This is a genomic window from Streptomyces sp. NPDC007095 (assembly GCF_040634475.1).
GTDB lineage: Bacteria > Actinomycetota > Actinomycetes > Streptomycetales > Streptomycetaceae > Streptomyces.
Genome location: NZ_JBEYFS010000173.1, coordinates 1 through 26,467, shown reverse-complemented (window position 1 = coordinate 26,467; position 26,467 = coordinate 1). Strand labels below are relative to the sequence as shown.

20 protein-coding genes and 7 pseudogenes are annotated in these 26,467 nt (G+C 69.8%); 16 read left to right on the top strand and 11 right to left on the bottom strand.

Annotation, left to right across the window (positions count from 1 at the left end):
- On the top strand, nucleotides 1-303 hold a 303-nt coding region (locus ABZ656_RS41440; protein ID WP_360275466.1), incomplete at its 5' end, for an integrase core domain-containing protein.
- A gap of 360 nt (nucleotides 304-663) precedes the next feature.
- On the opposite strand, the gene ABZ656_RS41435 is transcribed toward ABZ656_RS41440, so the two are convergent.
- The 4 genes from ABZ656_RS41435 to ABZ656_RS41420 form a co-directional block, all read right to left on the bottom strand.
- Complete coding sequence (locus ABZ656_RS41435; protein WP_101403319.1) at nucleotides 664-1,956, bottom strand: TIGR02679 family protein; 1,293 nt, start codon at nucleotides 1,954-1,956, stop codon at nucleotides 664-666.
- Complete coding sequence (locus tag ABZ656_RS41430) at nucleotides 1,946-6,139, bottom strand: TIGR02680 family protein (protein ID WP_360275462.1); 4,194 nt, start codon at nucleotides 6,137-6,139, stop codon at nucleotides 1,946-1,948. The genes ABZ656_RS41435 and ABZ656_RS41430 overlap by 11 nt, the downstream gene beginning before the upstream one ends.
- Entirely contained in the window at nucleotides 6,136-7,590 is a 1,455-nt protein-coding gene (locus tag ABZ656_RS41425; protein WP_360275459.1) for a TIGR02678 family protein, read from the bottom strand. Before ABZ656_RS41425 ends, ABZ656_RS41430 begins: the two co-directional genes overlap by 4 nt.
- A 73-nt stretch (nucleotides 7,591-7,663) precedes the next feature.
- Complete coding sequence (locus ABZ656_RS41420) at nucleotides 7,664-9,190, bottom strand: TIGR02677 family protein (protein WP_101403316.1); 1,527 nt, start codon at nucleotides 9,188-9,190, stop codon at nucleotides 7,664-7,666.
- Between the two features lie 475 nt (nucleotides 9,191-9,665).
- Here ABZ656_RS41420 and ABZ656_RS41415 point away from each other — a divergent pair.
- Nucleotides 9,666-9,947 (top strand): annotated as a pseudogene (locus ABZ656_RS41415) (TnsA-like heteromeric transposase endonuclease subunit); the annotation flags it as partial.
- A gap of 24 nt (nucleotides 9,948-9,971) precedes the next feature.
- Here ABZ656_RS41415 and ABZ656_RS41410 read toward each other — a convergent pair.
- The gene (locus ABZ656_RS41410) at nucleotides 9,972-10,535 is read right to left on the bottom strand and encodes a dihydrofolate reductase family protein (protein ID WP_101403315.1); all 564 of its coding nucleotides are present in this window, start codon (nucleotides 10,533-10,535) and stop codon (nucleotides 9,972-9,974) included.
- A 409-nt stretch (nucleotides 10,536-10,944) separates the two neighbouring features.
- Here ABZ656_RS41410 and ABZ656_RS41405 point away from each other — a divergent pair, with 409 nt between their 5' ends.
- Together ABZ656_RS41405 and ABZ656_RS41400 are read left to right on the top strand one after the other, a co-directional pair.
- Nucleotides 10,945-11,577 (top strand): DUF2461 family protein, encoded by a 633-nt coding sequence (locus ABZ656_RS41405; protein WP_360275455.1) that lies wholly within the window; start codon nucleotides 10,945-10,947, stop codon nucleotides 11,575-11,577.
- Nucleotides 11,578-12,005: 428 nt separating this feature from the next.
- Nucleotides 12,006-13,206 (top strand): annotated as a pseudogene (locus ABZ656_RS41400) (IS110 family transposase).
- Nucleotides 13,207-13,209: 3 nt separating this feature from the next.
- On the opposite strand, the gene ABZ656_RS41395 reads toward ABZ656_RS41400, so the two are convergent.
- A complete protein-coding gene (locus ABZ656_RS41395) occupies nucleotides 13,210-13,854 on the bottom strand; it encodes a class I SAM-dependent methyltransferase (protein ID WP_101403314.1) in 645 nt (214 codons plus the stop codon).
- 442 nt (nucleotides 13,855-14,296) lie between these two features.
- Between ABZ656_RS41395 and ABZ656_RS41390 the strand changes: the two genes are divergently transcribed.
- On the top strand, nucleotides 14,297-15,091 hold the full coding sequence (locus ABZ656_RS41390) for an IS5 family transposase (protein ID WP_360275452.1): 795 nt from the start codon (nucleotides 14,297-14,299) through the stop codon (nucleotides 15,089-15,091).
- A gap of 87 nt (nucleotides 15,092-15,178) precedes the next feature.
- Here ABZ656_RS41390 and ABZ656_RS41385 read toward each other — a convergent pair whose 3' ends face one another.
- Nucleotides 15,179-16,162, bottom strand: a complete 984-nt coding sequence (locus ABZ656_RS41385) for a helix-turn-helix domain-containing protein (protein ID WP_360275449.1) — start codon at nucleotides 16,160-16,162, stop codon at nucleotides 15,179-15,181.
- Between the two features lie 213 nt (nucleotides 16,163-16,375).
- On the opposite strand from ABZ656_RS41385, the gene ABZ656_RS41380 reads away from it, so the two are divergent.
- The 3 genes and pseudogenes from ABZ656_RS41380 to ABZ656_RS41370 all read left to right on the top strand — a co-directional run.
- Complete coding sequence (locus ABZ656_RS41380) at nucleotides 16,376-17,320, top strand: NADP-dependent oxidoreductase (RefSeq protein WP_101403312.1); 945 nt, start codon at nucleotides 16,376-16,378, stop codon at nucleotides 17,318-17,320.
- Nucleotides 17,321-17,356: 36 nt separating this feature from the next.
- Nucleotides 17,357-17,857, top strand: coding sequence for a cupin domain-containing protein (locus ABZ656_RS41375; protein ID WP_101403311.1), 501 nt, complete (start codon nucleotides 17,357-17,359; stop codon nucleotides 17,855-17,857).
- Nucleotides 17,858-17,945: 88 nt separating this feature from the next.
- Nucleotides 17,946-18,128: pseudogene (locus ABZ656_RS41370) on the top strand (IS5/IS1182 family transposase); the annotation flags it as partial.
- Here the strand turns inward: ABZ656_RS41370 and ABZ656_RS41365 are convergent.
- A pseudogene (locus ABZ656_RS41365) lies at nucleotides 18,076-18,640 on the bottom strand (hypothetical protein). The pseudogenes ABZ656_RS41370 and ABZ656_RS41365 overlap by 53 nt on opposite strands.
- A 127-nt stretch (nucleotides 18,641-18,767) precedes the next feature.
- The gene (locus ABZ656_RS41360; RefSeq protein ID WP_360275445.1) at nucleotides 18,768-19,307 is read right to left on the bottom strand and encodes a helix-turn-helix domain-containing protein; all 540 of its coding nucleotides are present in this window, start codon (nucleotides 19,305-19,307) and stop codon (nucleotides 18,768-18,770) included.
- A 143-nt stretch (nucleotides 19,308-19,450) separates the two neighbouring features.
- Between ABZ656_RS41360 and ABZ656_RS41355 the strand changes: the two genes are divergently transcribed.
- Nucleotides 19,451-19,756 carry a hypothetical protein gene (locus ABZ656_RS41355; RefSeq protein ID WP_360275469.1) on the top strand — a complete coding sequence of 102 codons (306 nt, stop codon included), beginning with the start codon at nucleotides 19,451-19,453 and terminating at the stop codon, nucleotides 19,754-19,756.
- Nucleotides 19,757-19,822: 66 nt separating this feature from the next.
- Here the strand turns inward: ABZ656_RS41355 and ABZ656_RS41350 are convergent.
- A pseudogene (locus ABZ656_RS41350) lies at nucleotides 19,823-20,161 on the bottom strand (transposase family protein); the annotation flags it as partial.
- Between the two features lie 189 nt (nucleotides 20,162-20,350).
- Complete coding sequence (locus ABZ656_RS41345) at nucleotides 20,351-21,307, bottom strand: expansin EXLX1 family cellulose-binding protein (RefSeq protein ID WP_360275442.1); 957 nt, start codon at nucleotides 21,305-21,307, stop codon at nucleotides 20,351-20,353.
- Nucleotides 21,308-21,462: 155 nt separating this feature from the next.
- On the opposite strand from ABZ656_RS41345, the gene ABZ656_RS41340 reads away from it, so the two are divergent.
- From ABZ656_RS41340 to ABZ656_RS41310, 7 genes and pseudogenes are all read left to right on the top strand, one after another.
- Nucleotides 21,463-21,975, top strand: coding sequence for a GNAT family protein (locus ABZ656_RS41340; RefSeq protein WP_360275439.1), 513 nt, complete (start codon nucleotides 21,463-21,465; stop codon nucleotides 21,973-21,975).
- Between the two features lie 181 nt (nucleotides 21,976-22,156).
- Nucleotides 22,157-22,603: a hypothetical protein gene (locus ABZ656_RS41335; RefSeq protein WP_360275437.1), complete on the top strand. Its 447-nt coding sequence runs from the start codon at nucleotides 22,157-22,159 to the stop codon at nucleotides 22,601-22,603.
- A gap of 282 nt (nucleotides 22,604-22,885) precedes the next feature.
- Nucleotides 22,886-23,149 (top strand): annotated as a pseudogene (locus ABZ656_RS41330) (trypco2 family protein); the annotation flags it as partial.
- Nucleotides 23,150-23,169: 20 nt separating this feature from the next.
- Nucleotides 23,170-23,382, top strand: coding sequence for a hypothetical protein (locus ABZ656_RS41325; protein ID WP_360275434.1), 213 nt, complete (start codon nucleotides 23,170-23,172; stop codon nucleotides 23,380-23,382).
- A gap of 29 nt (nucleotides 23,383-23,411) precedes the next feature.
- Nucleotides 23,412-24,410 (top strand): DUF4231 domain-containing protein, encoded by a 999-nt coding sequence (locus tag ABZ656_RS41320; protein ID WP_360275431.1) that lies wholly within the window; start codon nucleotides 23,412-23,414, stop codon nucleotides 24,408-24,410.
- A gap of 224 nt (nucleotides 24,411-24,634) precedes the next feature.
- The gene (locus tag ABZ656_RS41315; RefSeq protein WP_360275428.1) at nucleotides 24,635-26,068 is read left to right on the top strand and encodes a hypothetical protein; all 1,434 of its coding nucleotides are present in this window, start codon (nucleotides 24,635-24,637) and stop codon (nucleotides 26,066-26,068) included.
- A gap of 15 nt (nucleotides 26,069-26,083) precedes the next feature.
- A pseudogene (locus ABZ656_RS41310) lies at nucleotides 26,084-26,368 on the top strand (DUF1524 domain-containing protein); the annotation flags it as partial.
- Nucleotides 26,369-26,467: the final 99 nt, after the last annotated feature.

Below are 26,467 nucleotides of genomic sequence, written 5' to 3'. Positions count from 1 at the left end.
GCCTCAAGCGCTACGTCATCCGCGAGGTCTACCACCTGCTTCGGCCCGCCCCACGGACAGCCTCGGCAGCGAGTTGACAACTATAGGAGCGTCAATGCCCTCGCCGAGTCGTTCTGGCAGGGACTCAAGAGAGAGACGATGCACCCGAGGTTGTTCTCCACGATGCGGCAGGCAAGGCTGGAGATCTTCCAATGGCTCACCTACTACAACGCACGCAGGCGCCACAGCGCTCTCAACTACCTCTCGCCAGCCGAGTTCGAACAACAACAGCAGAGAGCACGTAAACTCACACTCGCAGCATGAACCTCCGTGTCCACACTCCTGGGAACGCCTCACCTCGGGCAGTAGCCCTCCTCGGCCCACCACGCTGCCGCTCGTCGCGGAACCATTGGTATCGGCGCCAAGCGTGCCCGTCCCGAGCGAGAACACCGCGGACAGCGCTCCGCAGCCGGTCGGCGAGGGACACGTCACCGAGCCCGTCGATGAACAGCCCCACTCCCGGTAGCAGGCTTGGCAACCCTGCGCCGGCGCGTACAGCCATCGCCCGGGAACGTCCGCTTCCTCGTCCTCGACATCGTCCCCGGCGCCAGGTCCCCACTCGTCGGTGAACACCGGCCGACACTCCCCGGTGGACAGATCGAGCCGACCACCGGACTCGCCGGGTCAGGTGCGGGTGAGGTCGGACAGGAGTGCGGGCAGGAGGCGTTCCTCCATGACCGTGCTGCCCGACTCCTCCATGGCACGGGCCAGTTCGGGGTCCCAGGGACTGGCCGCGGGCGGTCCCGCGAGCGGTGTGGACTCGCCCCTGCCGAGAGCCGCCGCGTAGTCGGCGGCTGTCATCCGCCACGGACGGGCGCCGTGGCGGGCCACGGCGCCCGCGGTGATGCGCAGGCCCGCCCAGTCGAAGTCGGCGCGCCAGTGCAGCAGGGCTCCCGCCCGTACGGCGTCGCCCAGCAGTTTGTGGCAGGCGGCGGACGCGACGCCCTCGGTGCAGACGAGGGCCGCGCTCGTGTCCTGGAGTTCGCCGGCCGCGGCACGCAGTACGGCCGGGTTCTCGCAGACGAAGATGGTGCGGGCGGCGGGGACGACGGGGTCGGTTGCGAGCTGGTGGAGGGTGAGCCGGAAGGGGATGCCGAAGTCGGCGGCATCGCGCAGCCAGTCACAGACCACGGCGTCGCCCTCGGCCCCGATGTTGAGGACGAGTACCTGGCTGGCGAGGTCGTCGGCGATGGCTCCGGCACTCTCCCACAGGGCGCGGCGCCCGGCCCGCACGCGCGGGACGTCGCCACCAGTGCGCTGGGCGAGGGCACGCAGGACGAGCTGTTCGAGTGGGCTGCCGGGAACGAGAGCCTTGGTGTCGCCGGTGGCCCACTCCGCGAGGACCGGAAGCGGCAGGACGCCGACCGGGTGCGCAGGGGGCCGGTCCTGGTCACCGGGGAAGCGGTCCCGGTCACCGGTGAGCCTTTCCAGAACGCGTACCGCCGCGTCGAGGAGGGGTGCGTCCCCGCGGCGTACGAGACGGGTGAGGGTGCCGTCGGCAGCGATCCGCTCCAGCCAGGCCGCGAACCATCCCTGCCCGGCGAGTCGGCTGGAGTGGGCGGATTTCAGGGCCTGTTCGCGGCGCGCGTCCTCGTCGGCTCGTTCGGCCGGCCGATCGCGCAGCGGGCCGTGGAGCCGGCCGAGGGCCGCCAGGAGGCCGGTGCCGTAGCGGTCGTCCAGGTACGCGTCCAGGTCCCGCAGGGGCACGGCGAGGCGCTGGGCGGTCTCGGGCCGGTAGCGGCCGGTGATGCCGATGACGGTGCGGCGTTCGGCCTCACTGGGCCGCGCGAGCCCGATGTCGCCATCGAGCACGCCGCCGGTGCGTTCCAGCCTGCGGCGGGCGGCGGCAAGCAGCCGAGTCCACCCCGCGCCCCGCAACTCGTCGTACTCATGGTGCTCACGCCCCTCAGTCGACAACCGCGGCCTCCTCGGGCGTCGGGACGCGCCGGGTGCCGGGCGAGCCGAGGGCGGCGGTGAGATCGCCGGTGTCGTCGGCGAGGAGCCGGTCGCCGTCCCAGACGAGCAGCAGCGCGGAGACGGTGTGGTCGACGGCGGTGTGCGCGAGATCGTAGTGGGCGGCGGCGGGGACGGAGGCGTGGGCGGCCCACAGGTCGTAGCCGGTCATGAACAGGTCGAGGTCGAACTGGGCGGCCAGCGACATGAGTTCACCTCGCCCGGTGTCGTCCACGCCCGCGAAGGCCTCGTCGAGGGCGAGCAGGCGCGGGGCGTGCGGGTCGGCGGAGTTGAGCATGGCGTGCGCGGCGGCGAACAGCGGCAGGTGCAGTGACACGGACTGCTCACCGCCCGACAGCCGGCTGTGCCGGGCGCGGGTGAGCCGCTCCTCCGTCTTTCCGGACTCGCCGGGCCGTACCAGCTGGAACGCGAACTGCCGCCAGCGCCGGTAGTCGAGGACCTCGGCGAGCAGTTCGCGGTAGGGATGGTCGCGGTGGCGGGCGCGGGCGGTCTTGATCTGCGCGGCGAAGTGGGTGCGTACCCGGGCGAGGCCGTCGGGGCCTAGGCGGGCGGCGTCGGCGTCGAGGAGGGCGCAGACGGCGCGCTGCTCGTCGTCGAGATGGTCGGCGAGCAGCCAGCTCACACCGACCGTCGTCCCCGAGGACATCTTCCGCTTGCGCATGTCGGTGTTCATCCGCCGGATCAGGTCACGGGCGTCGACGGTGCGGTCGTGGATCTGCTGGGCGAGCCGGGTGAGCAGGGCGTCCTCCAGGATGCGCTGCTCGGACTCGGAGAGCAGTTCGGCCTGGTCACGACGGTGGGAGGAGATCTTCTGGGCGAAGGCGGCGACGGGCAGCGGGCCCTCCTCGTCTGCCACGCGGACGAGGATGACCCCGTCGGAGCCGTCCCATTCGGGCCGGTAGTCCTGTCCGGCGGCGGCGAGCTGCGCCTGCAGGTCGTCCAGGGCCTTGGTGAGACGGGTGACGGACTGCTTGAGGCTGGTCTCGGTGGGGGTGAGGTCGCGGGTGGCGGCGAGGATCGCCTCGTGCACGGCGACCGCGGCGGGCGGCAGTTCGCCGCCGGCCCAGTCGGCCTCCTGGGCGGGCCAGGCGAGGCCGGGCGGGCAGCGCAGGATGTCGAGGAGTTCACGGGCGGCGTACGGGCGCAGGCCGCGGGCGGTGTCCTTCTCCTCCGCCGCGGCGACCGACCGGGCCTCGGCGGCGGCCGTGCGGCGGGCCTCGGCGGCGGCGGTGCCCGCGATCGCGGTGTGCTGGGCCGTGCGGGCCGCTTCGGCCTCCCGGACCAGGGCGTCGATCCCGTCCTCGGCCTCCTGCACCTGGCACATCACCTCCTGTGCCTCGGCCCCGACGGCCTCCCGGAGGGCCTGAAGCCCCGCGGCCTCCTCGGTGTGTCGGCGGCGCGCCGCGCGCTCGGTGTCCAGCGCTGCCTCCTCGTCCTCGGCAGCGGCGGTGAGCCGGTCGGCGCCTGCCTGAACGGCCTCGGTCTGGCGGGCGTGTTCGCGGCGGCGGGCCGCGAGTTCGCGGACCGCCGTCTCGAAGGCGCGGGTGGCGGTCTCGACGGCGTCGACGCGCTCGATCTCGATGGCGTGCTCGGCCGCGGTGCGTCGCAGGGCACGCTCGGCGACCGAGCAGGCGGCCACCGACTCGTCGTACGAACCCTGGGCGGCGTCGGCGGCGTCGCGGGTGGCACGCAGCCTCGCCGCGGCCTTGTCGAGTTCGCGCAGAGCCTGCGTGATGCCGGTGGTGCGGGGCAGGTCGGCGCGGGCGGCGGCGTACGCCTCGAGGGCGGCGTCCGCACGGGCCTGTGCGCGCGCCAACTCGTCCAGTTGGGCGGATAGTTCTGCCAGCAGCGTCTCGCAGGCGGTGATCCGGGCGGCACGCCGGCGCGCGCGGGCGGTGGCGCCGACGTACTCGGCGTGCTCCTTGGTGTGGGCACCGACCAGGACACCGGCCGCGTACCGGCCGTCAGGGCTGATCTGTGGGCTCCCGGTGTCGAGGTCGCCGGTGACGGCGACGGAGCGCAGCACGGCGGTGATCCGCGCGGCCGAAATCGCGGCGCCGCCCTCGGGGGCCCCGGGGTTCTCAGGGTTCTCGGGCCTCAGGAGATCAGCGAGGCTCGGTCCACTCACCGGAGCACCGGCATGGAGGTAGCCCTCGCTGTGCCCGGCCGCGACGAGGGCATCCTCCGCGGTGACGAGGGCGTCAAGGAGGCCCGACGCCTCCAGGGCAGCTTCCAGGCCAGCACGCTGACTATCCGTCAGCTCGTCGTCAAAGTCGACGAGTCGCCACAGTGGCACGCCGTCACTGGGCGCCCTCCCCCAGCCTCCGGCCGGGGGGACCCCCATCTCGCTCCGCTCGGCGGTGCGGCCGCGGGCCGGAGGCGGGGCGTCGTCGTGTTCGGCGGCGATCCGGTCGCGTTCGGCCTTGGTCTCGGCGTGCCGACGCTCGACATCGGTGCGCTGGGCGCGCAAGGAGGCGAGTGTGTCGCGCAGCTCCTGCACGGCGGGAGTAGTGGCCTCGGTGAAGACGTCGGCAAGTGTGACCGCCTCGGTCTCGCCGATGAGTTCGAGGGCTTCGGCGAGTCGGTCGGCACCCTCCCCCAGCCTTCGGCCGGGGGGACCCCCGTCTCGCTCAGCTTCGGCCAGGAGCGCGCCGTGTGCCCCCGTCCACTGACCGAGCGCCGCACGGGCCTGTTCGCGGGCGGATTCGAGGGCCGACTCGGCAGTCGTTTCGACGGTTTCGGCTGCTTCGACGGCCTCCTGGGCACGGTCGAGTGCGACCCTGGCGAGGTCACGGGTCTGCTCGGCGCCGCGTGCCGCCTGCTGGGTGCCGCGCAGTGCCCGGATGCCCTCGTGGCGGGCGGCGGCCAGCGCGGCGGAGCGCTCGGCAAGGTATCGGGGCTCGGCGTCGGCCGGGGTCCAGGTGATGCCGGCGGTGTGGGCGTGGACGGCGACGGTGGCGGCGTCCCGGGAGACGGCGGCGTCGAGTTCGGCGGCCAGCCGGGCGGCGCGTTCGGCCTCGGCGCGGGCGCGGCCGGTGGCGGCGGCGCGGCGTTCGCGTTCGGCGCTCGCCTGCCGGGCGGTCTGCTCGCAGGTGCGCACCAGGCGTTCCAGGTCGGCCAGTTGCTCGATGGCCTGGTAGGCGGCGGAGGAGCGCAGCTGGTCGAGACGGGCGCGCTGGGCGGCGAGCGAGGCGTCGGCCGACTCGGCGTGCGTCTCGGCGGCGGCCTGCTGTTCGCGGGCCGCCACCACATCCGCGGCGGCGGTGCGCAGCGCGGAGGCGCGCTCGGCGGTTCCGGCGCGGCGGGCTGTGAGCCGGTCCGCGGCGGTGCGGGCGTGGACCCGCAGATAGGTGGAGTAGCTCGCGAGGAAGGCGCGGGTGGCGTCGTCGGCGGCCGCCAGCCCCTCCAGAGTGCGCTGCACGGACTCCATGTCGTCGAAGGAGCGGGCCGCCTCGGCGATCAGGTCGTCGTCGAGCGGGCGCAGGCCCGCGGTGAGGGTGTCGGAGAGCTTGGCCGGGTCGAGGTTCTTGGCGAGCTGCGGGCGGCGCAATGTGAGGATCAGGGTGAGCAGTTGCTCGTACCGCTCCCGGCCGAGGCCGAACAAGCGCTGATCGACGGCGGCACGGTAGTCGGCCGTGGAGGCGATCAGCTCGCGTCCGAGCTCGGCGGCGAGCTGCTTCCTCGTCATCGGCCGGTCGTCGTCGGTCAGCAGCGAGAAGTCCTCGCCGACGCGGCCTTCGGCGACGAAGTGCCAACGAGCGGGTGTGTCGCGGTGCCGCTGGGCGTGCAGCCCGATGCCGCAGGTGACGGCCTCGCCGGTCTCCCGGTGGGTGAACTCGATCCAGACGTAGCCGAGCGCACTGTCCTGCCCGCGGAAGAGCAGGTTGGACTTCATCGTGCGGTCCTCGGCGGCGAACGGGTTGAGCCGCTTGGGGTCGATGCGGCCGTCGAGGACGAACGGGAAGAGGACTTCCAGGGCCTTGGTCTTGCCGGATCCGTTGGGGCCGCGCAGCACCAGCCAGCCGCCGGCGAAGGAGAACTCCTCGTCCCGGTAGTCCCAGAGGTTGATGATCCCGGCGCGGGTGGGGACATAGCGGGGGGCCGGGGTAGGAGCGGGGGTCCTCACGGAGTCGGGTCCTTGGCGGTGTCGTCGGCGAACAGGGAAGTCTGGGCCGGTGGTTGGGCCAGTAGTCGGGCTGGTGTACGGGTCTTCACCCTGGCGGTGACCCCGCGATAGCGGGCGAGCAGGGGGAGCGCCAGGGCTCCACCGTCGACACGGGCGATCAACGACATGGCGGCCAGCAGGTCGAGAGCCTGGTCGAGCAGCCGGTCCGGGTCGCCGCGCAGATCGGCGGCGAAGCCCGCACCGTACTCGCCGGTGATCTCCTTGAGCCTGCCCCGGAGCCAGGAGTCCGTGACGAAGGGATACCGGGTCTCCTCCCGCTCCTGACCCGCCTCGTCGTGAGTCTCGTACGTCGCATGAGTCTGATACGTCTGGTACGCGCCCACCTCGTCGGTCGCGGCGAACTCGGCGATCACCGAGCGCGTCGGGAGGGCGCCGTCGATACGCCGGGCGCGGGCCGCGAGGCGTTCGGCGGCGGTGGGCGCGGGCAGCAGTTCGAGGGCGTGCCGTCCGGAACGCTGCACGGCGGCACTGATCCGGGCGGCAAGGAGCAGCGCGGCTTGCGCAACGGTACCGCCGCCGGGGAAGCGGATGTCGGACAGCCTGCCGGAGGTGTCGATGAGCGCGACGCCCTCGGCCCGCCGCTCCACCGTCAGCCCGGTCAGACGCTCAAGATCCTCGGCGAGGGCGGGGGCCCGCAGCTGTCCCAGAAGTTCGGTGTCGGCGTCGGCGTAGTACGCGACCGGGTTCTCCAGCACCAGGCGGCGGGCGCGGCGGGCCTGGTCGCGGCGCCGGGCGGTACGGCCGGCGGACATGCCGAGCGCGCCGGCGGAGTCGAGGAGCGCGGTGACGGAGTTCAGGTGCTGCAGGACGCGGGTCGGATGGTGGACGGCGGTGAGGATCTCGCGGTCGATGTCGTACAGGGCCTCGGCGCGCTCGGGGGCACCGGCCCAGGCGGTGGCAGAGCCGTCGGCGAGGGTGAGCGCGCCGCGTTCGGTAAGCCAGGTGACGGCGTCGACGAAGGCGTCCCGGTCGGCCTTGCGTGCGGTGTCGAGCCCCAGTCCGTCGATGCGTACGGCGTCGGCGGCGACCGCGTCGGCCAGCTCGCCCAGCGCCACCTGCGCGCCGTGGCGCCCCAGGGCCGCGAGGGTGAGGACGAGGTAGGCGTAGCGGCGGCGGTCGAAGGGGCGGCCCGCGCGGGTGAGGGCCGGGCGGGTGGCGTCCAGGCCGTCCTGGGCGCGCTGCAGCCGGGCGGTGTCGGCGGTGGTGACGAGCCGGTAGCCGAGCACCTCCATCAGGTCGGTGCGCAGCTGCCCGGCCCAGCGGCGCACGGTCGCAAGCGCCGCCTTGTCCGGATACCCGGGTGTGACCAGCGGATGCCGCAGGACCAGCCGTACCGCCTTCTGGTAGTCGGCGAGTTCGAGCGGGGAGACGCTCTCGGCGACGCGGCTCATGCGGTCCTGCCTTGTCCGTGGGTCGTACTGCCCGTCGTGAGGTCCACAGGCCCCAGGACATCGGGGAGGTCTTTCATCCGGTGACCTCCAGGCGCAGTCCATCGAGGTGGAGGCGGCCGCGCACGGTGTCGACGGTGGTGGAGCCCTCCGCGGGGATGAGGGTGAGGCGTACCCCGTGGGCGGATCCGGAGGCGGCGGTGACGGAGCGGCTGGCGGGGACACGGGCGGCGAGCGCCACGTCCAGCAGGGCGAGCAGGGCCCGCGTTTCGGGCTCGTCGAGCGTCCGGCCGTACACGCCGTCCGATGCGAGGGTGTTCGCGGCGTTGCGGCGCTCGGCCTGCTCCTTCAGCTGCTCGGCGCGGAGCCGGGCCCGCCGGTCGTCGTTGCGCTCGATGCGGCCTGGGCCGTGCAGGGCGGGGGTGCGGCCGGACTGGACCAGGGTGCGGGCCAGCTCGACCGGCTCGGCCTCCCACCAGGACGTGCGTCCCGGGATCTGCTCGGGATCGGCGTACGGAACGGCGATGTGGCGGGGTGCGCCGAGTCCGAAGACCGCCTGGAAGAGGGCGTGCGCGTCCTCGTCGCTCTCGCAAGAGGTGAACCACTGGGCGAGGTGGCGCAGTTGGCTCTCCCGGCTCACCCCGCCCCGTCGTGCCTCGGTGACGCGGCGCAGCAGGGCGAGGACGGAGCGGATCGCGGTGACGGTGGCGTCCTGCAGCCGCTCGGTCTCGCTGTGCTCGCGCTCCGCGAACCAGTGGACGATGCCGTCCCACCGGTGCCGCCAGTCCGCCAGGCGCTCGGCGGGGCTGCGGAAGAGCCGCTCGTCGGCCTCGGCCGCGTACTCGATCATGCGTTCCACACCGGTGGCCGCGGCCTTCTCGACGGCCTCGGCGAGCAGCGGGGCATAGCGCCCGAGTTCGGCGGTGAACTCCCGCATGTGGCCGAGGAGCGTGTCCTTGTGGGCGAGGAACACCTCCGGCCGGGTGTCGTTGGTGCGCGCCAGGTCGCCCAGCATGAGGTAGAAGCGGGCGGCGCGCTGCGCCATCTCGTTCAGCACGGAGTCGAGACGGCCGAGCTTGCGATACACCTCCTCGGCGTCGCCCGCGGCGTTGGCCTCGGCCAGCGCGTGCAGGTCGCCGAGGATGTCGGGGAAGACGAGGCGGGAGAGCTGGGCGTCCTCCAGGCGCGCGCCGAGTACGTCCTCCACGGCCCGGTACGCTCGGTATCCGGCCTGGGTGAACTGGTACACGTAGTGCCGGTTGCGGTACTCGGCCAGGTTCGCGGCGCGCGTCCCGTCGTACGACCGGTCCAGGATCTGCCAGTCCGCGAGGGCGTCGAGCAGCGGCTGAACGTCGTCGCCGACGGCGCCCGCGGCGGGATGGTCGGCGGTGAGCCTCTCCAGCAGTCCCACCGCGTCCGAAGCGTGCAGCAGCACCTGGTAATTGGCGCGTCCGCGGTCGAAGGCGCGCAGCAGCCACAGGTACTCGTGGCGCTTCTCGGCGGCGGCGAAGTGGAACAGCCGCAGCCGGTCGTCGAGGGAGAACGCGTCGATGCCGAACGCGCCCTCGTCAACGGGCTCCGGGGCGTCGGGCTCGTCACTCACGGATCTGGCGGCTTCCCTTGCTTCGGCTGCTATACGTCCGGCTGGACACCACCGGTTCCGAACTAGTCTGCCGCACCCCGACCGGTACGGGTAAGCCGCCCTCCGTCCCACGCCAGCTGTGCTATCATGTGGCCTCCGCACGCACCCAGGCCTCTCAGATTTCGCGGCACAGTCTCATCTCCGATGGCACATCGGCGGCACTTATGCCGTCTTCGTGAGACTCGCTGGTCGGGGTTCTCACCCTTTCGGGTGGCGGGGTTCCGGCCCGCTCCGCCCGTCAGTGCCTGGCTGACACCCTTGGCTGTACGGGTCGTTGCCCGTGGGGCGGGGGTACGCGATGAACAGAGTCACCGCGACGGTGAGTATCCGTCAGCAGCGTGGTGCTCTTGTGGAGGTCCGGGACTGGGGTACGGCACCTGTCGACCTTCTGCAGTCGGCTTGTCCGTAGCGGACGTTCCGTTGACACAAGGGCCAGAAGCACTACTCGGGTATCTACTGGTCAGCGACGATGCGCGACCACGTGATCTACGAGTCGCGCTTGGAACTGTCGCGGTTGCTCTTTGCCGACTTCGATCCGTCCGTACGCGGCATCGTGGCCCAGCCTTTCCTGCTGAAGGCCGTTGTGGAAGGGCAGGCCCGCAAGCACATCCCGGATTACATCTTGACCACTGAGCAGGGTCCGGTAGTGGTGGATGCGAAGCCGCACTGCCGGCTGTCCATCCCAGTGGTGGCGTTCACGTTCGCGTGGACCCGGCAGGCGGTCGAGTCGCGTGACGGGCGCTCAGCGCCTCGTCTCGTACCTGGTCAGGATCACGCCGCAGGGAAGCGTCCGCGTCTCCACCAGGTTCAGGTTCACCCAGTTGTCCAGCGCGGTGAAGAACGGCGTGCCGCCGCCCACCAGGACCGGCGCGGTGGCCAGCACGTACTCGTCAATCAGCCCGGCCCGCATGGCCGCCCCGGCGAGCGTCGCGCCGCCGATGTCCATCGGGCCGCCGTCCTCGGCCTTGAGCCGGGTGATCTCGGCGACCGCGTCGCCGGTGATCAGGCGGGTGTTCCAGTCGACCTTGTCGATCGTCGAGGAGAACACCACCTTCGACATGTCCCGCCAGCGGCGCGCGAACTCGATCTCCGCCGGGGTGGCGTTGGGCTGCTGGTCGCCGGTCGGCCAGTAGGAGCTCATCGTCTGCCACAGCTTGCGCCCGTACAGCGACAGGTCGGTCGCCTGCAACTGGTCGGACCAAAACCGGAACAGCTCGTCGCTCGGCACGCTCCAACCGATGTCGTCGCCGGGCGCGGCGATGTAGCCGTCCAGGGTCAGGTTCATGCCGTAGATCAGTTTCCGCATGGCGCCAGCCTTCCGTGAGTCGGTCTCACGGGTACAGACCGGCGCGACGCGGGAAACTCATCGGTGCGCGATCTGAGCTCACATGTAGTCCTCGTGCTCGGTGGCTCAGCCGCAGACTCATCGTTCCGCCGAGGAAATGGCATCGATCTGAGACTGATCTTGGGTGACATCGCGGTGAGACAACGGAGAACCAGCAGGTCACAGAAGATCGACATGTCATCGGCCGCGAGACCCTACACCAGTGTGGGATCTCAAGTTCGGCTGCACAATCTCACCGTCCGCTTCATATCGACTGCACTCTCGACTGGCCGACGAACCCCGCCGCAGCACCTCCCACCTTGTCTGGGGTCACGGCTCCCTACCCGTCTCACTCTCCGCGCGCGGACCATGGGTGAGCTAACCTGCCCGCATGCGCGGACAGTTCACCGGCTGGCCGGAGCAGGCCATGGACGTGTTGTGGCAGCTCCAGGGCGAACCGACCCACGCGACCCGCGAGCGCTATCGCGCGGACCGCGAACGCCTGGTCCGGCAGCCGATGATCGCCCTGCTCAACGAGGTCGCGGACACCGACCCCCGATACGAGGACTTCTCCGTCTGGCACTACCGCACCGACTCCTGGTGGTGGCAGCACCAGAGCGCGGTGATCCGGCTCGGCCGCAAGATCGAGATCGGTCTCCGGTTCGACCTGGACGGCCTGCGGGTCCAGGGCGCCTGGTGGTACCCCGATCCCGGCCAGGTGGACATGTTCCGCAAAGCCGTGGCCTCCGAGGGGAGCGGCCGCGAACTGTCCGCCATCGTCGAGGACGTGCGGAAGAAGGGCTACGACATCTCTGGGGACCTGATGAAACGCCCCCCACGCGGCTATCCGACGAACCACACCCGTACGAACCTGCTGCGCCACCGTTCGCTGATAGCCGCCCGTCCCCTCGGCTGCGAGGAGTGGCTGCACACCCCCGAGGCGGTCGACCGGGTCCTCTCGGCCGCCGCCGACCTGGACGCCTTGCTGATGTGGCTGGTCCGCCACGTGAAGCGCTCCGCCTGACATCACGAAGGCGCCGCGCGGCACGGGAGGAACCACACCCGTGTCGCCAAACCTGGCGGGGATGCACCGAGAGCCGAGACAACCGCAGATGAAGCAGCGTGAGGCACCGCGAGAAGCCGCAGGTCACAGCCTTGGTGTATGCAGCGAAGCGCGAGACCCTACAACCAGCGGATGAGCCCCCGCCACGGCACGTGTCCTGTCCTTACCTTATTGCACGGGTCCCATCCCGGTCATTCGTAGGATCGGGAAGCCCAGGGGCTCCGGCTGTGTCCCGTCCGCCCTGTGGTGGCTCACTGAGATTGGCCGCCCGGAGCCCCGCGACGACTCGACCGCTAATTGGGATGAGCGAAGTGCATCGCTGTGTAAGGACGCGTCGGCGAGGTCGTCTGCTGGGGCCATCCACATGGCCATCGACGACGGAGGCGCTGGTGCGCGAACTCTGGGCAGGTACGAACGCGGGCAAGGGCGAGCATCACTGCACAGTGATCGACACCAACGGAACGAAGATCCTCTCGCGGCGCGTCCCGAACAACGAGCCCGAGCTGTTGGAACTGATCTCGGATGTTCTGGACATCAGCCAGGACGTGACCTGGGCGATCGACCTCAACGCCGGCGGTGCCGCACTGCTGATCGCGTTGCTGGTCAACCACGGCCAGAGGCTGCTTTACATCCCCGGCCGCACGATCCACCACGCCTCCGCAGCCTATCGAGGCGATGGGAAGACCGATGCGAAGGACGCCTACGTCATCGCGGACCAGGCCCGCATGCGCAGTGACCTGCAGCCTCTGGCAGCCGGAGACGACATCTCGGTGGACCTGAAGATCCTCACCGCGCGACGCTACGACCTGACAGCCGACCGCACGCGCGCGATCAACCGGATGCGCGCCCAGATGCTGGAGTACTTCCCGGCCCTGGAACGAGCCTTCGACTACAGGGCTCCAAGGCGGCGTTGGTGCTGCTGACCGGCTACCAGACTCCGACGGGAATGAGGCGGATGGCGACGAGCCGCCTCACTGCTTGGCTGAAGAACCGCAAGGTCCGCAACTCCGCCGCCGTGGCGGCAACCGCGATGGCGGCTGCGGAGTCCCAGCACACGGCCGTTCCCGGGGAGAAGCTATCCGCCGCCACGGTGGTCAGGCTGGCGAAGGAGGTGATGACACTCGATGAAGAGATCGCTGAGATCGACGCCCTGGTCGAAAGCCGGCTCCGCGAGCACCGCCACGCGAAGGCCATCCTCAGCCTGCCCGGCATGGGGCCGTTGCTCAGCGCCGAGTTCATCGCCATCACCGGCGGTGACATGAGTGCTTTCGGCACCTGCGACCGCCTTGCCGGCGTCGCCGGGCTTGCCCCCCCGTACCACGCGACTCGGGACGCATCTCCGGCAACCTTCACCGGCCACGCCGCTACAACCGGCGGCTCCTGCGGGTCTTCTACCTCTCCGCCCAGATCGCAGCGCGCTGCTGCCCCGTCTCCAAGAAGTTCTACGACCGCAAACGCGGCGAGGGCAAGGGGCACAAGCAGGCCGTCCTCGCCCTCGCCAGGCGCCGCCTCAACGTTATGTGGGCCCTCATACGAGACAACCGGACCTTCGAACTCAACCCACCCCGAGGCGATTCCGCAGCGGCATGACCGCTACGAACGACAGCGAGCGAAGAGGATCACTCCCGGGGCACTGCCCTCGGGGTCGAGGAGCATCTCGGTCTCGACCGTGAATCCGGCCTCGCGCAGCCAGGCGCTCACCTGGGCCGGCCGGCGCCGGTGGACGTAGACCTTCATCGGGTGGCCGCCGTAGCCCTGTGTCTTCAGCCGCGACCCGTCACCCACGTGAAAGCCGATCAGCAGCGGTGCACCAGGGCGCAGGGCCCGTCTGAAGCCGGAGAGGACCGTCGGGACCGCATCATCGGGGACGTGAATCAACGACCAGAATGCGAGCGCACCAGCGATCGACTCGTCGGCGAGGTCGAGAGCCGTCATCGAGCCCACCTCGAACCGGAGCCCAGGGTGTTCAGCCCTAGCCACGTCGACCATCCCGGGTGAGACGTCGATGCCGAAGGCATCGACGCCCAGGCTCTGCAGGTAGGCGGTGACATGGCCCGGTCCGCATCCCACGTCCGCCACTGGCCCACCGCCGGCGTCAGCGACCGCGTCAGCGAACAGGGCCAGCGCCGCCCGGAGATACGGCTTGCCGCCCAGAGCCTCGCGCAGTTGGTCCGAGTAGCTGACCGCGACCGTGTCGTATGAGGTGCGGGTGTCCGCCAACCAGCCGTCAGGGTTCATGCTCCGACACAGTAGTCCAGCGGTCTGACGCCTGGGCGCGGAGACTAACTGACGCTGCAGGGCGGCGAATTACGTGGCGTTCCACATGAACCACGATGCGTGTCCGATGGGCCTTGACAACTTGATTGGGAATCTCTGTCGACCTGGCCCTCGTCTCAAGTGATCTGGTCTGAGAAGCCGCATCTCAACCGATCATGGAACATGCGGTTCGAACAGGTTTCCCGCCAGGGTGATCTTCCCGTTGTACGCGCATGGAGTCGGGGCCTCTCGGTAGCTCGGGGATGCGAATCTGACCGAGCAGTGCGGGGAGGCCCTGGTGTCCTTGTTGTACGTGTCCGAGCCGGTCCAGTTCAACTCGGCTGCTCCATCGTGTGATTGCCTTGCGCATGTGTACGGCAACGCGGCCGTCCATCCCGACCGGGTGCGCCGGTATCCGTCGGACATGACTGACGCGGAGTGGGCGGCCATCCGGCCGCTGCTGCCGGTGCCGGCCTGGCTTCAGGGGCGGGGCGGGCGGCCCGAGGCCTACTGTCACCGCCAACTGCTGGACGCGGTCCGCTATCTTGTCGTGGGCGGGATCCCGTGGCGGGCGATGCCCGTGGACTTCCCTGGCTGGGGCCGGGTCTACGCCTTCTTCCGCCGGTGGCGCGAGCACGGGCTGATCGCCGAGTTCCACGACCGGCTGCGCGGGAAGGTCCGGGAGCGCGAGGGCCGCGAGGCCGAGCCAACGGCGGGGATCATCGACGCGCAGTCGGTGCGGGCCGCCGCGACCGTGCCGGCTGCCTCACGGGGCTACGACGGTGGGAAGAAGGTGCCGGGCCGCAAACGACACATCGTGACCGACACCCTCGGTCTGCTCCTGGCCGTCGCGGTCACCGCCGCGAACATCGGCGACCGGGACGCCGCGGCGGGCCTGCTGAGGCGGCTGCGCCGCCTGCACCGCGACATCACCCTCGTCTGGGCCGACGGCGGCTACACCGGCTCCCTCGTCGGCTGGTGCCGCCACAAGCTCGCTCTGACCTTGGAGATCGTCAGGCGCATCGACGACATGGAGGGGTTCGTGGTGCTGCCCAGGCGGTGGTTGGCAGAGCGAACGTTCGCGTGGCTGATGAACTCCCGCCGTCTGACGAGGGATTACGAAACTCTGCCCGCTACCAGCAAGGCGATGATCCGGTGGTCGATGATCACGCGGATGAGCCGGCGTCTGGCACGGCCACGGGCCGCCGGCCGGCACTGATGGGTAGCCGCGTGGTCACACCGGAGCACGTGGTGGATAGCATCGCGGCCTTCCCGGCGCTGCTCCGCGCGGCGGCCGGGTGAGGCGTTACGCCAGGCGGCGTGCGAATTGTGCTGGTGTCGCAAGGTATTGCTTCTTGAAAGCGCGGATGAAGTGGCTGCTGTCGGTGAAATGCCAGAGTGCGGCGGCCTCGGAGATGCTGAGCTGTGATCCGGAGGCGATGAGTGCCTCGGCCGCTTCCTCCAGGCGTCGGCGGCGGATGTAGGCGCTGAACGACTCGTCCAGACTCGCGAAGGCCCGCTGCAGTGTGCGGACTGAGACGTGCAGTTGCGCGGCGATCGTGACCGGTGACAACTCGGCGTCGGTGAGCCGGGCATCGGCGAGGTCCTTGGCCGCTTGTGCCAGCGCCGGGGTGAAGGTGGGCTCGCGGTCGTCGAAGTGGTCGAGGACCAGCCCTTTGGCGAGTTCGAGCAGGGCGTTGCGGGACGCGTGCGCCCCCACCGGGCTGAGGCCGCTCACGGTCCGCTGCACCATGCTGGTGTGTGCCATGAGGATCTGCGCCGCGGGCGAGGTGGCCTGTCCGGTGCGCGGTTTCCCGGCGACCAGGGGCCGCAGGGCGTCGCCGGGAAAGATGAAGATGCGAGTGCCGATCACGGGCGTGGTGTGGAAGTGATTCTCCGTCACGACATGGTGCATGAAGTAGGTGCCGGCCGAGACGTAGGCGTCACCGCCCTGATCGTGCGGATCCTGCAGGGCCACCGCGCCGCGCAGCCCGACGTACAACCTGATCTCATCGTGCTCGTACGTCCCGACTGCCCGGGTGCTCACGGATGAGGATGCCCAGAGCTCGTTGACGGCGGTGTCTTCCAGGGCCACCGAGCGCATCGTTCCCTGGAAGCCGTCGACCGTGGAAGCGCTGAATTCCGGCAGCGGATACAGGTCCCCCATACGGTCGTTCCAGGTGTCGATGAACGGCTCCCACGTTCCCCGACCGGTGCCGGTGGAGTCGGCGTCGACGGTGAACGTGCCCACCTTGCCGCCCGGGCCAAGGAAACGCGGCCTGCTTGTCATGTGCCCTCCGCCCCCATGAGGATGTCGCCGGAATCCCATTCCGTGTCGCGAAGGTACACCCGTTCTGCGTACGCCTGTTCCTACGCTTGGTGGCGCTTCGACCTCCACAACGATCTACCGCCTGCCGACCGTGCCCGGCGCAGCAGACACCGTGTCCTGCTTCGCGCGCGGCGCAAGGCGACCGCGGCCCCGCGGGCGAAAGTGAGAAGAACTATGAAGGCAGTGCGTTTCCACCAGTACGGCGACCCCGACGTCCTGCGTCACGAGGACGTGGAGCAGCCGAATCCAGGCGCCGGGCAGGTGCGGGTCCGTGTTGCGGCGACGTCGTTCAACCCGGTCGACGCCAACATTCGCGCCGGCTTCATGCAGGGGCCGATCCCTGTGACGCTGCCGCACACACCCGGCATCGACGTCGCCGGTACGGTCGACGCGCTCGGCGAGGGCGTGACCGGCATCCAGGTCGGTGACCAGGTCATCGGCTTCCTCCCGATGGCGGGACCCGGCGCCGCCGCGGAGTATGTCCTGGCACCGGCTGAGGCCCTGACGCCGGCGCCCAAGAGCGTCGCGCTGTCCGACGCCGCCGCGCTGCCGCTGGTGGGCCTGACCGCATGGCAGGCGCTGTTCGAGCACGCCGAGCTGACCGCCGGGCAGCGCGTGCTGGTCAACGGCGCGGGCGGAGCGGTCGGCGGCTACGCCGTGCAGTTGGCCAAGCAGGCCGGCGCCTATGTGATCGCCACGGCCGGCCCGCGCAGCAGTCTGCGTGTCACGGCGGCGGGTGCGGACGAGGTCGTCGACCACACGGCCGCCGACGTCGTCGCGGCGGTGAGCCGGCCGGTCGACGTCGTGCTCAACCTCGCGCCGGTCGAACCGGCACAGCTGGATGCGCTCCTCGGCCTGATCCGCCCCGGTGGTGTCCTGGTGAACACCACGGTGTGGATGCCTGCGCCCACCGACGAGGAGCGCGGGGTACGCGGCATCGACCTGTTCGTCCGTAGCGACGCGGAGCAGCTGTCGCACCTGGTGGAGCTGGTCGACCGCGGCGAGCTGCGCGTCGAGGTCGCCCGGCGGGTGCCGCTGGCCGAGCTGCCAGCCCTGCACGCCGACGCCGCCGCCGGCGCACTGCCCAGCGGCAAGGTCGTCGTCACGCCCGGCGCCTGACGCCCACCCGACTTACCGGTGAAGGAGACGACCCCGATGATCCCCGACGACGATCCGTCCCGCTCGCTGACCGTGGCGAACCCCGACGACCCCGGCACGACGTACATCTCACTGGTGGGCAACACCTACGGCATGCTGGTCACCGGCGAGCAGACCAACGGTCGATACTGCCTGATCGACATGCACGTCCCCGACGGCGGAGGTCCGCCGCCGCACCGGCACGACTTCGAGGAGATGTTCACCATCCTCGAAGGCGAGATCGAGTTCACCTTCCGCGGCGAAAAGCACACCGTACAGGCCGGGTCCACGATCAACATCCCGGCCAACGCACCGCACAACTTCCGCAACGCGTCGGGCGCGCCAGCCCGCATGCTGTGCATGTGCACCCCCGCAGGCCAGGACGAGTACTTCATGCGCATCGGCGATATCGTCGCGGGCAAGGATGCGCCGCCGCCGCAGCTGTCGGAGAGCGAGCTCGCGGAACGCCGCAGCCGCGCGGCTGAGTTGGCCTCGACCTACCGAAGCGAGTTCCTGTAGCTCGCAGCCCCGGCAAGCCCCGCACCGGTCTGCCGTGGGCAAACTCGCCCTGGCCGTGGAGATCGTCAAGTGCACCGACGACATGACAGGGTTCGTGGTGCTCCCCAGACGCTGGGCGGCAGAGCGCACGTTCGCATGCTTGATGAACTCCCGCCGTCTGGCCCGGGACTACGAGGCGTTGCCGGCCAGCAGCGAGGCGGTGATCCGGTGGTCGATGGTCACGCGGATGAGCCGGCGTCTGGCACGGCCACGGGTCGCCGGCCGGCACTGAACATCCCCGATGCCTCCAGGAGGAGCCACCCGCGTTCTGCCAGGCGCCTGGCCCGGGAACGCACCCCCTCGACCTTCGCCGACGTCGTCCCAAGGCCCAGCTCCACCGCGATCTCCCTGGCCTTCACCGGTCCATTGCCCGCGGACCGCCGCTCCTCCAACACGCCCAGAATCCGCTGGTAGTCGGGCGCGAGCGCGGTCACCGGCAGCCCGTCCCGCCAGGGCGGCACCACCGACCCCGGCACCGGTGAGGGCACCGTTTCCTGCTCCGCCTCGGTCACGGCAGTCGTCTCGGAGGCGGACAAGGCCAGGGCCTCGACCAGTTCCTCCCGCGCGATCACCCGCCGATCCAGCTCGATCTCCGCGGCCTCCAACAGCTCAGCCAACCGCGCGGCTTCCTCCCGCAGGCCCTCCACCCCGCACCCGGGCAGCCGCCTCCCGCTCCTCCAGCATTCCCAGCACCGACGCCACCGCGCACCCCTCGGTCATGAAGCGGATACAAGACGTCCGCATGCCTCCCTCACTCCGAGCAAAACCATGCCTGACCAGTAGAAATCAACGGATCACGTTCGGTTGAGATACGGCTTCTGATTCGCTCGTCATCTCAGATGATCTGGTTCACCGCGAGCGACGGTGTCGGCTACAGCGGGTCTTGCTGTTCGGCGGGGAACAGGATGGGGCTGAGGAGGTAGCGGGTGCGTTCCCGAGAGGGTTCGTTGGCGAGGAGGGGCGCGATGGCGGCTTGCATCGCGCCGATCAGTGCTACGAGCTCGTCCTTGCTGAGCCAGATCGCGTGCTGCCGATAGCCGACGAGGTCGTCCACGGGATCGCTGCCTTCGCGCTCCAGGTAAGCGCCAAACTCCGCGACCAGGGCGGCCATGGCGGCAGCGAATGCCCGCTTGTGGTGCTGCGGGGTGAGCGCACGCGCGGTTTCCGCGTCGATGCCCGCGCGTTCCTGCCGCAGCCGGTATCGGCGTTCGACGGCGCCTCGCACCCGCCGTTCGTCGGCGACGTCGAGGATGCCACCCGCGGCGAGATGGTCGACGTGCCGGTAGACGGTCGCCTTGGACACGTCCGGGATCAGAGCGCACAACTGGCCGGTGGTCAGGACTCGCCCGCCGCGCAGTGCGTGGACCACGCGGAGGCGGACGGGATGCGCCAGGAGTTCCAAGATGTCCATCCCCACACTTTCTCATGGATGCTACCTTTCTCAAATCTAAGAAAGGTGAGGGGATGCAGACTGCGGAGGAGACCGCCGTGCTGGTGGTCGCATGAGCGCGCTATGGCCGTTTCAGGGAGATCGCTGCGCTGTTCGCCCCGCCGTTGCGTGCCGCGCTGACCGCCGAGGCGCTCCAGGCGGCCTGGCTCGCCGAGACCGCGGGAACCGGTCCGGTCACGGACCTCGGCGAACCGTCGAGCGAGAGCCTGCGGCCGGACCTGATCCGTGTCAGCGTTCCCGTGGTCTGCGAGCGGGGACAGTTCACCGCCGTCATGTCGGTCGACTCCGCCGGCCTGCTGAACGGGCTGCGCCTCGCGCCCCCTGCCTGCGCACCCTGGGCGGCGCCCTCCTACGCGGATCCGGACGCCTTCGAGGAGCACGACGTCACGGTCGGAGCTGGTGCTCGGTAACGACGACTTCGGCGGCGGCTCGGGCAGTTGCGACGGTGGCGTTCTGGCCTGGAGATATGCGCCAATGGCCGCGTCGAGGGCGTCGCCGTCGACGCGTTGGAGCAGGCGGCGGACCGTGGCCGCGTGCGGCGCCGACCGGATGCCGGTGAGCGGGTCGGCCGGGAAGCCGAGGACCCTCAGGACGGACTGCGGGGCGTCCGCTATCCATTCACCGATCGCGATGAAGGAGCGGGCGCCGGTCAGGACTGCGGCGGCGGCCGCACAAAGCAGCGGGAGCATGGGATACCGCCGTCCCCGCATGCCGCTTGGATCGGGCACCCAGATCAGAAAGCGACGCAGGTCGGCGGCATCCTGCTGGGTGACACGGAGGTTCGGGAGGGTCAGTTGCCCCAGCCTGGCGGGCATGGGCGATGATGTTCGGGCAGGCACGGTCTCGCTCGGTTCTCATGGGTCTCGACAACCACATGATCACCAACACCGTGCCTGCACTGCTTCCCGGGAACATCCCACCCCGCACCGGGACATGACGTCACGTCATACGCAAGACCGGTGAACCGGACCGATCCCAGACACGCAATGACCGTGGCGGCGGAGTCAGTGCCGGGCGAACTGGACTCCCGTCGACTGCACGACGTCCGGCCGCAAGGCGATGCCGTTGATGGTCAGTTGTTCTCCGTAGATGTCGGTGAGCCTGATCGCCTTGCCGCATCCGCTGCCGTCGGGAGAGAGGAAGTAGTTGTAGTCGGTGCGGGTCAGTTGGCGCCAGCCGCCGCCGGTGCTGACCTCCAGCCGGGCGAGCGGGTTGCGGTGCCCGATGGCCTGGACGCCGCACCAGTAAGGGCTGGATCCGTTCTTGTAGCGGATAGAGATCGTGCCCGACGAGCTGGGGCTCACCAGGCTCCAGGCGATGGCGATCCGGCCGGTCGAGACAGGGGCCAGTTTGGCGAAGGCCTGTTCGCTGAGGTCGAGTTGGCCCGGCGCACAGGGCAGAGGGCATTCGTTGGTGATCCGGACGGTGACGGAGGCACCGTCCGCCGCGCGAACGAGTATGTATGCCCCGCAGGCCTTGGACGTCTCGTAGTCGGTGGTGTTCATCGCCGCGATCATCATGTCGCCGCTCGGGCCATACGAGCAGGCGCCGTCCCCGACCCCGGCCTTGTAGACGGTGGCGACTCCCGGGTAGGTGACTTTGTCTCGGATCCGTCCGGCCAATGAGGACGTGGTGAACGTCTTCCCCGGTGACGTCGATGACGGCGTCCCCGACGGGGACGCGGAGGCCTTCGGTTTCTTGGCCCCGGCCGACGGGGAAGCGGAGACTTTGGACGGGGAAGGTGTGGGGGACTTCTTCTTCTCGGGCAATGCCGATGGGTCAGTTTCCTGGGAGTTGGCGACGGTCGTGGCTGGAGCCCGCCCGGCATCCTCCTTGCGGTCCGGCTGCATCGACATGGCCAGGCAGACGAGGAGACCTGTGACGACCAGCCCCGTGGTAGTACCCACCATCAGCCGGCGTCTGCGCCTGCGCTGCCGCGCGGCCTGGCGTGTTTGTTGCATGTCCATCCGTTCGAAGAGCGTGTCGCTTGCACTACTCAGTGGCCACAGGTGGCGAAAAGGTTGCCGCCGATTTTTCGGTCAGGCCAGGTCCCGGGTCGACGCCGCATGGACTTCGGCCTAGACGAGTGGATCCGAAGTCGGGGATGATCAGTGGCATGCGGACGGTCCTGCGCGGAGCCCTGGTGACGCTTCGCCCGTCGACGGGGGGCGATATCCCGGCTCTGGCCGCGATCCGGACCACGCCTGAGGTGTACACGCGCTGGCGGGGCGGCGACGACCTGACGGCCGCCGTGACCGAGGACCTCGAAGATCCCGGGGCCCGGACCTTCGCGGTCGAGCACGACGGCCGGGTGGTCGGCGCTATCCAGTGGGGCGCCGAGGACGAGCCGGACTACCGGCATGCCAACATCGACATCTATCTCGACCCGGCGGTGCACGGGCGCGGCCTTGGCACTGACGCCGTCCGCGCCCTGGCACGCCATCTGATCGATGATCACGGATACCGCCGACTGGTGATCGACCCGGCCGCAGACAATGCCGCTGCCATCCGGTGCTACCGCAAGGTCGGCTTCCGCCCGGTGGGCATCATGCGGCAGTACGAGCGCGGCGCGGACGGCAGCTGGCACGACGGGCTGCTGATGGACCTGTTGGCGGAGGAACTGGAGTAAGTCTCAGGTACGACCACGTGACCACCGATCGTCCCCTCGGCCCCGAAACCTGCTCGATGACCTACAGAGGGCCCGGCGCGAAAAAGTGCTTGTGCCGCCTCCTGCCGGTGCGGAGACGGCAGATCGTGGTGGCGAGCGGGCTCCGTGGCGGGGCGGCGGTGCTTCTCGCTACCGTCGCCAGATGACCTTCGATGATGAGTTCGCAACCGACTTACGACCGAGCGAGGCACCGACCGGGGTGATCGTCAGCGCGCTGCGCTGGGACATCCTGAACGACTGGGTCCGGTACCTGAACGACAACGCGCACCCGGACAAGACGGCCGAGATGGCGTACGTCTGGGGATTCATCAACCGGGATTTCGGTGGCGACGCGCTGCGGTGCCTGTGGAGCAAACGCGAGACCAATTACCCCATGTTCGCCGAGGCGGTGTGGCTGCTGCACCGTGAGTTCAGCGAAGGCGCCGGATCAGACCATCACCCTCTCTTCGCCGACCTGCCGCCGATCCCTGCCGACGTCCTGTTCCGAAAGATCGCGAGCGCGTCCGCGGTGGCCTTCCGGAAGCTGACCGCAGACCAGATGATCGAGATCCTCCGCACGGCACCGCAGGACTACGCAGCGATGCGGTAAAGGCCCACCCGAAACACCGGCGGCCCCGCCCCGGAGTTCGCCTGATGGGCGGGGCTGTCCATGGCTCTCGCCAACCGCGTCAGGGTCCTGACCCGCGTCAACCTGCTCTTAAGCCATGGCCTAGCGGGCGGTGATCTTCGGCGACAAACCGTCTTCGGTGACCGAGAACCGCCCGGCAGACTGGGCCGCTGGTGACGTGATCAGGGGGATACATGGAGTTGGAGCCCACCGAGATGTCGGAAGCCATCAAGGCGGTGCGCGCCGGACTGGCGGGCGCAGCAGGACGGGGACAGCTTCCCGATCCGGTTCACGGTCAAGGACATCGTGCTGGATCTCGGCATCGAACCACGGCAGTCCGCCTCGGCCGGCGGCGGGGTGAAGGCGTTCGTCGACTCCGCAGATGCCCGCGGCGAGCGTGCGAGCACCGCGACGCACCGTATGACCGTCACCCTCCAGGTTGAGACGGGCCCGGGCGGGCGTGATGTGCTCATCAGCGATGCGGGACGGGGCCTGGACCCGGTGCCCCCTCCCCCGGCCGGCATGTAGGCCCGGAGCAGGGCAGCCTGGTGGAACTGCGGACCGTCGAAGTCGTCAACCCCCGCGTCCCGATGTCCGGTTCGCGCGCCTTGGTCGCGCCGGGGCTGGTCGCGCCCTTGTGCCGTCTCGTCGGCACCGAGCCCTCCATGGCAGGGTCATCGGTGATCGTGAACAGCCAGGCAGCAAGGGGGAGTTGGTCGTACGCCTCGCCCCGCTGGCCCGCTGGCCCGCTGGCCCGCTGACCAGACTCGAACAGGGAGGGGCGCACCAGGTGGCCCGCAGTATCGACGACAACTTCCCGCGCCGGATAGCGAACGCGGACGCCGCGCTCGCGGACGATGGCGACGAAGAAGAGCTGCCGCAGGAACGGGACGTGCTGTACTTGACGGTGGCCCTGCTCAACATGGAACGCGCCATCGCGAAGGTGCGGTTCATCAGCCGGACCCAACGCGTGTGCGTCGTCGTCGGCGCGGTGGCGTTCCTGGCCGGGACGGCTGGCATCATCCTGGCCTGGGGGACCTCCTTCCCGTTTGTGAAACCCGCCATCGGCTGCGGGCTGGTCCTGCTGCTGTCCGCCGCGCTGTGGTTCGGTGTGTGGGACAGGCCCCGGGATTCCGGGGACGGTGAGCGCACCGTGTTCAAGCCCCTGCCGGAGCTGGAAACGCTGGCTGAGTCGCTCCGTACAGAACTGGCGATGGCCCGGGCGGATGAGTACCCGGACCTGGGCGACCGGCGCCGCCGCTATCGCGACGAAGTCCACGGGATCGTCCAGCAGTACCAGGGCGAAAGCCGCCGCTACCGCCGCGTCCACAACACGCTGCAGACCCTCATCATGGTGGGCTCCGCCGTGGTCACCACCGTGTCCTCCCTCGACGCCGGGCAGCTGACCTGGCAGAGGATGATCACGATCGCCGTCAGCTTCACCATCACCGTGGCCGCAGCCGTCACCGGCTACTACAAGTACCGGGAGCGGGCCTACTTCCTGCAGCAGACCGCCGACGGCATCGAGGAACAGCTCAACGGCCACGAGTACGGGGTCGGCGACTACAAGGACACCGAACCGGATGCCGCCCTCACCTACTCACGAAGAACGTGGAAGACCTACGCAACGAGCAGCGGCGCCGCCAGCAGCAGCTGGACCAGCCCACCGAGCAGGCGTCGCCCACCGCAGGTGCGTCGTCGGCTTGACCTGCGTGCGATCCCCGGGCCCGGTCGGCACGCGCGGAGCACGCCGGGCCGTCACCGGCGAGGGACAGTGAGAAAGGCGTAGCCGCTGCGGCCGTCGCTGTCTCCCAACTCCGGGAGATGCCTGAGCCGCCTTCGGTCGAACAGGTCCGAAACTCGACCAGTTGCTCGTCGAAGCCCCGCATTCTGTGGAGGGGGAGTTCCGCGAGAAGTTCCGACACTGGATCAAGCGGTACGGATGGGATACCTGTGGGGTTGTACTTGCCCGCGACGACCAGGACGTCGTTCAGACAGGCTTAGGGTGCCCCCGTGAATGTTGATGATCTTGAGTGGCAGTTGAGCAACCTCGGCGGTGTCCTGCCGCGGATTGTGGACGAGATCCTGGAACGTGGCGGTCTCGAGGTGTTGGTGGAGGCGGCACGTGGGCGCGAGGACTGGTTCTGCGCTGTGGGTGCGGCTCGGGGGCTATGCGCGGCAGGGGAGTTCGGGCGGGCCTGGACGGTCGTGGAGCCGTTCGCAGCGTCGGGCTGGCAGCCGGCGGTGCGGGTAGGGAGCGATGTCCTCCTGCGGTGGAACCGCGTCGAACAGGCGCTGGAGCTGGCGTACCCCGGCGGGCGGGGTCAGGCGAGCGGTGACGCGTGGCGGGATTACGCCGAGGCGCTGGTCCGGGCCGGGCGGGTGGACGACGCGATCGGCGTGCTCGTTCCGTGCCTGCGTGACAGGCGGGTGCTGCGTGGCCTGGTGGAGATGACCGACGGGCAGGGATGCGACGAGCGGGTGCTGGAGGTACTCGCCCCGATCGCCGAGGAGTTCCGGCGTGACCCGACGCAGTGCGGCGTCGGTGACCTGTGGGAGGTCCTGCCCGCACAGGCCCGGGTGCTGGAGCGGTCCGGCCGCGTGGACGAGGCAATCCGGCTGCTCGGCGCGGACGTGGCCGCACGCCGGTACGGGCCGCAGAACAACATCGAGTTCTATGCCGAGCTGCTGGCCCGACACGGTCGGGTCGAGGCACTGCGCGACCTCGCCACCGGCACCCAGAAGTCCACCGCCGGGGTTCCGTACGTAAAAGTCCTGGAGAACCTGGGCCGAGCCGGAGAAGCGGAGTCGTACCTGCGCGACCTCATCGCTTCCAAGCATCCGGGCTGGTACGAGAGCGCGCTGATGGGACTGCTCATCCGCCAGGGTCGCTTCGATGACGCCATCGAGGCGGTGGAGCATACGTTCGACGACCTCTACGACGGAAACCTTCTCCAGTCGACCTTGATCGTGCTCGCCGACCAGGGCCAGCACGACAAGGCTCTTGAACTCACGCAAGGACGCAGCCCCGAGTTCCTCGCGGAGAACGAGGCGTTTTGGCTCCGGTCTAACCGGTGGTGGCTGATGGGAGAGGCGGGACGCGCCCGGGAAGCGATCGAGGAGATCGAGGCGTTGCCGGCCGACGAGGTAGACGACCGCGAGCTGACCATTGCCTGGCTGCTCGCTCAGGATGGCCGCGTCGAGCAGGCCATCGCCCGCCTGCGCCCGCTGCCCGGCAAGCGGGCCGCAACCGACCTGGCCGAACTGCTGATCCGGCAGACACGCTTCGCCGAAGCTGTCGCTGTCATCCCCGACGTGGCCGCCCAACGGGAGGAGGAACGGCGCTTTTGGACGGACCGGACAGAACAGAAGGAGATGGCTCCATCCGATAGCGGCGACGGGTGGGGCGACCCATGGACGGCCCCGAATACCGCGTACTTGGAATGACGCTCCCCGCCAGTCGGCGCCTCCGCGTGGCCAGCGAAGGAGCGCGAGGCGTACGCCAACGACCTCGGCGACCCCCGCGCCCTCATCGCGGTGTCCGCCGCATCCAACCGAAGCAAGAGTGACCAGGCCCCGGCCACCCGGCAGCCGCCCGCGGCCAGCCACCGCTGCGCCTACGCCACCGACTGGGTTGCCGTCAAAACCCGCTGGGACCTGGCGATCGACCCCGCCGAGCGAGCCGCGCTCACCGACATTCTCAGCGCGTGCCCGAACAGTCCCGTCGAGGTCACCCTCGCCCGCTGAATACGTTGCGGCCCGCCGCGACGGGCAGCCGGGAATTCAGCCGGGGATTCAGCCGGGGATTCAGCTGGGGATTCAGCTGGTGGACGGCAGTCCGAGAAT

Excerpts from the sequence above, each read along its gene's own strand:
- ABZ656_RS41425 (WP_360275459.1), bottom strand. The coding sequence starts at position 7,590 with ATGAGCCGCGTCGCCGAGAGCGTCTCCCCGCTCGAACTCGCCGACTAC.
- ABZ656_RS41410 (WP_101403315.1), bottom strand. The coding sequence starts at position 10,535 with ATGCGGAAACTGATCTACGGCATGAACCTGACCCTGGACGGCTACATC.
- ABZ656_RS41405 (WP_360275455.1), top strand. The coding sequence starts at position 10,945 with ATGCGCGGACAGTTCACCGGCTGGCCGGAGCAGGCCATGGACGTGTTG.
- ABZ656_RS41395 (WP_101403314.1), bottom strand. The coding sequence starts at position 13,854 with ATGAACCCTGACGGCTGGTTGGCGGACACCCGCACCTCATACGACACG.
- ABZ656_RS41390 (WP_360275452.1), top strand. The coding sequence starts at position 14,297 with ATGACTGACGCGGAGTGGGCGGCCATCCGGCCGCTGCTGCCGGTGCCG.
- ABZ656_RS41385 (WP_360275449.1), bottom strand. The coding sequence starts at position 16,162 with ATGACAAGCAGGCCGCGTTTCCTTGGCCCGGGCGGCAAGGTGGGCACG.
- ABZ656_RS41380 (WP_101403312.1), top strand. The coding sequence starts at position 16,376 with ATGAAGGCAGTGCGTTTCCACCAGTACGGCGACCCCGACGTCCTGCGT.
- ABZ656_RS41375 (WP_101403311.1), top strand. The coding sequence starts at position 17,357 with ATGATCCCCGACGACGATCCGTCCCGCTCGCTGACCGTGGCGAACCCC.
- ABZ656_RS41360 (WP_360275445.1), bottom strand. The coding sequence starts at position 19,307 with ATGGACATCTTGGAACTCCTGGCGCATCCCGTCCGCCTCCGCGTGGTC.
- ABZ656_RS41345 (WP_360275442.1), bottom strand. The coding sequence starts at position 21,307 with ATGCAACAAACACGCCAGGCCGCGCGGCAGCGCAGGCGCAGACGCCGG.
- ABZ656_RS41340 (WP_360275439.1), top strand. The coding sequence starts at position 21,463 with ATGCGGACGGTCCTGCGCGGAGCCCTGGTGACGCTTCGCCCGTCGACG.
- ABZ656_RS41335 (WP_360275437.1), top strand. The coding sequence starts at position 22,157 with ATGACCTTCGATGATGAGTTCGCAACCGACTTACGACCGAGCGAGGCA.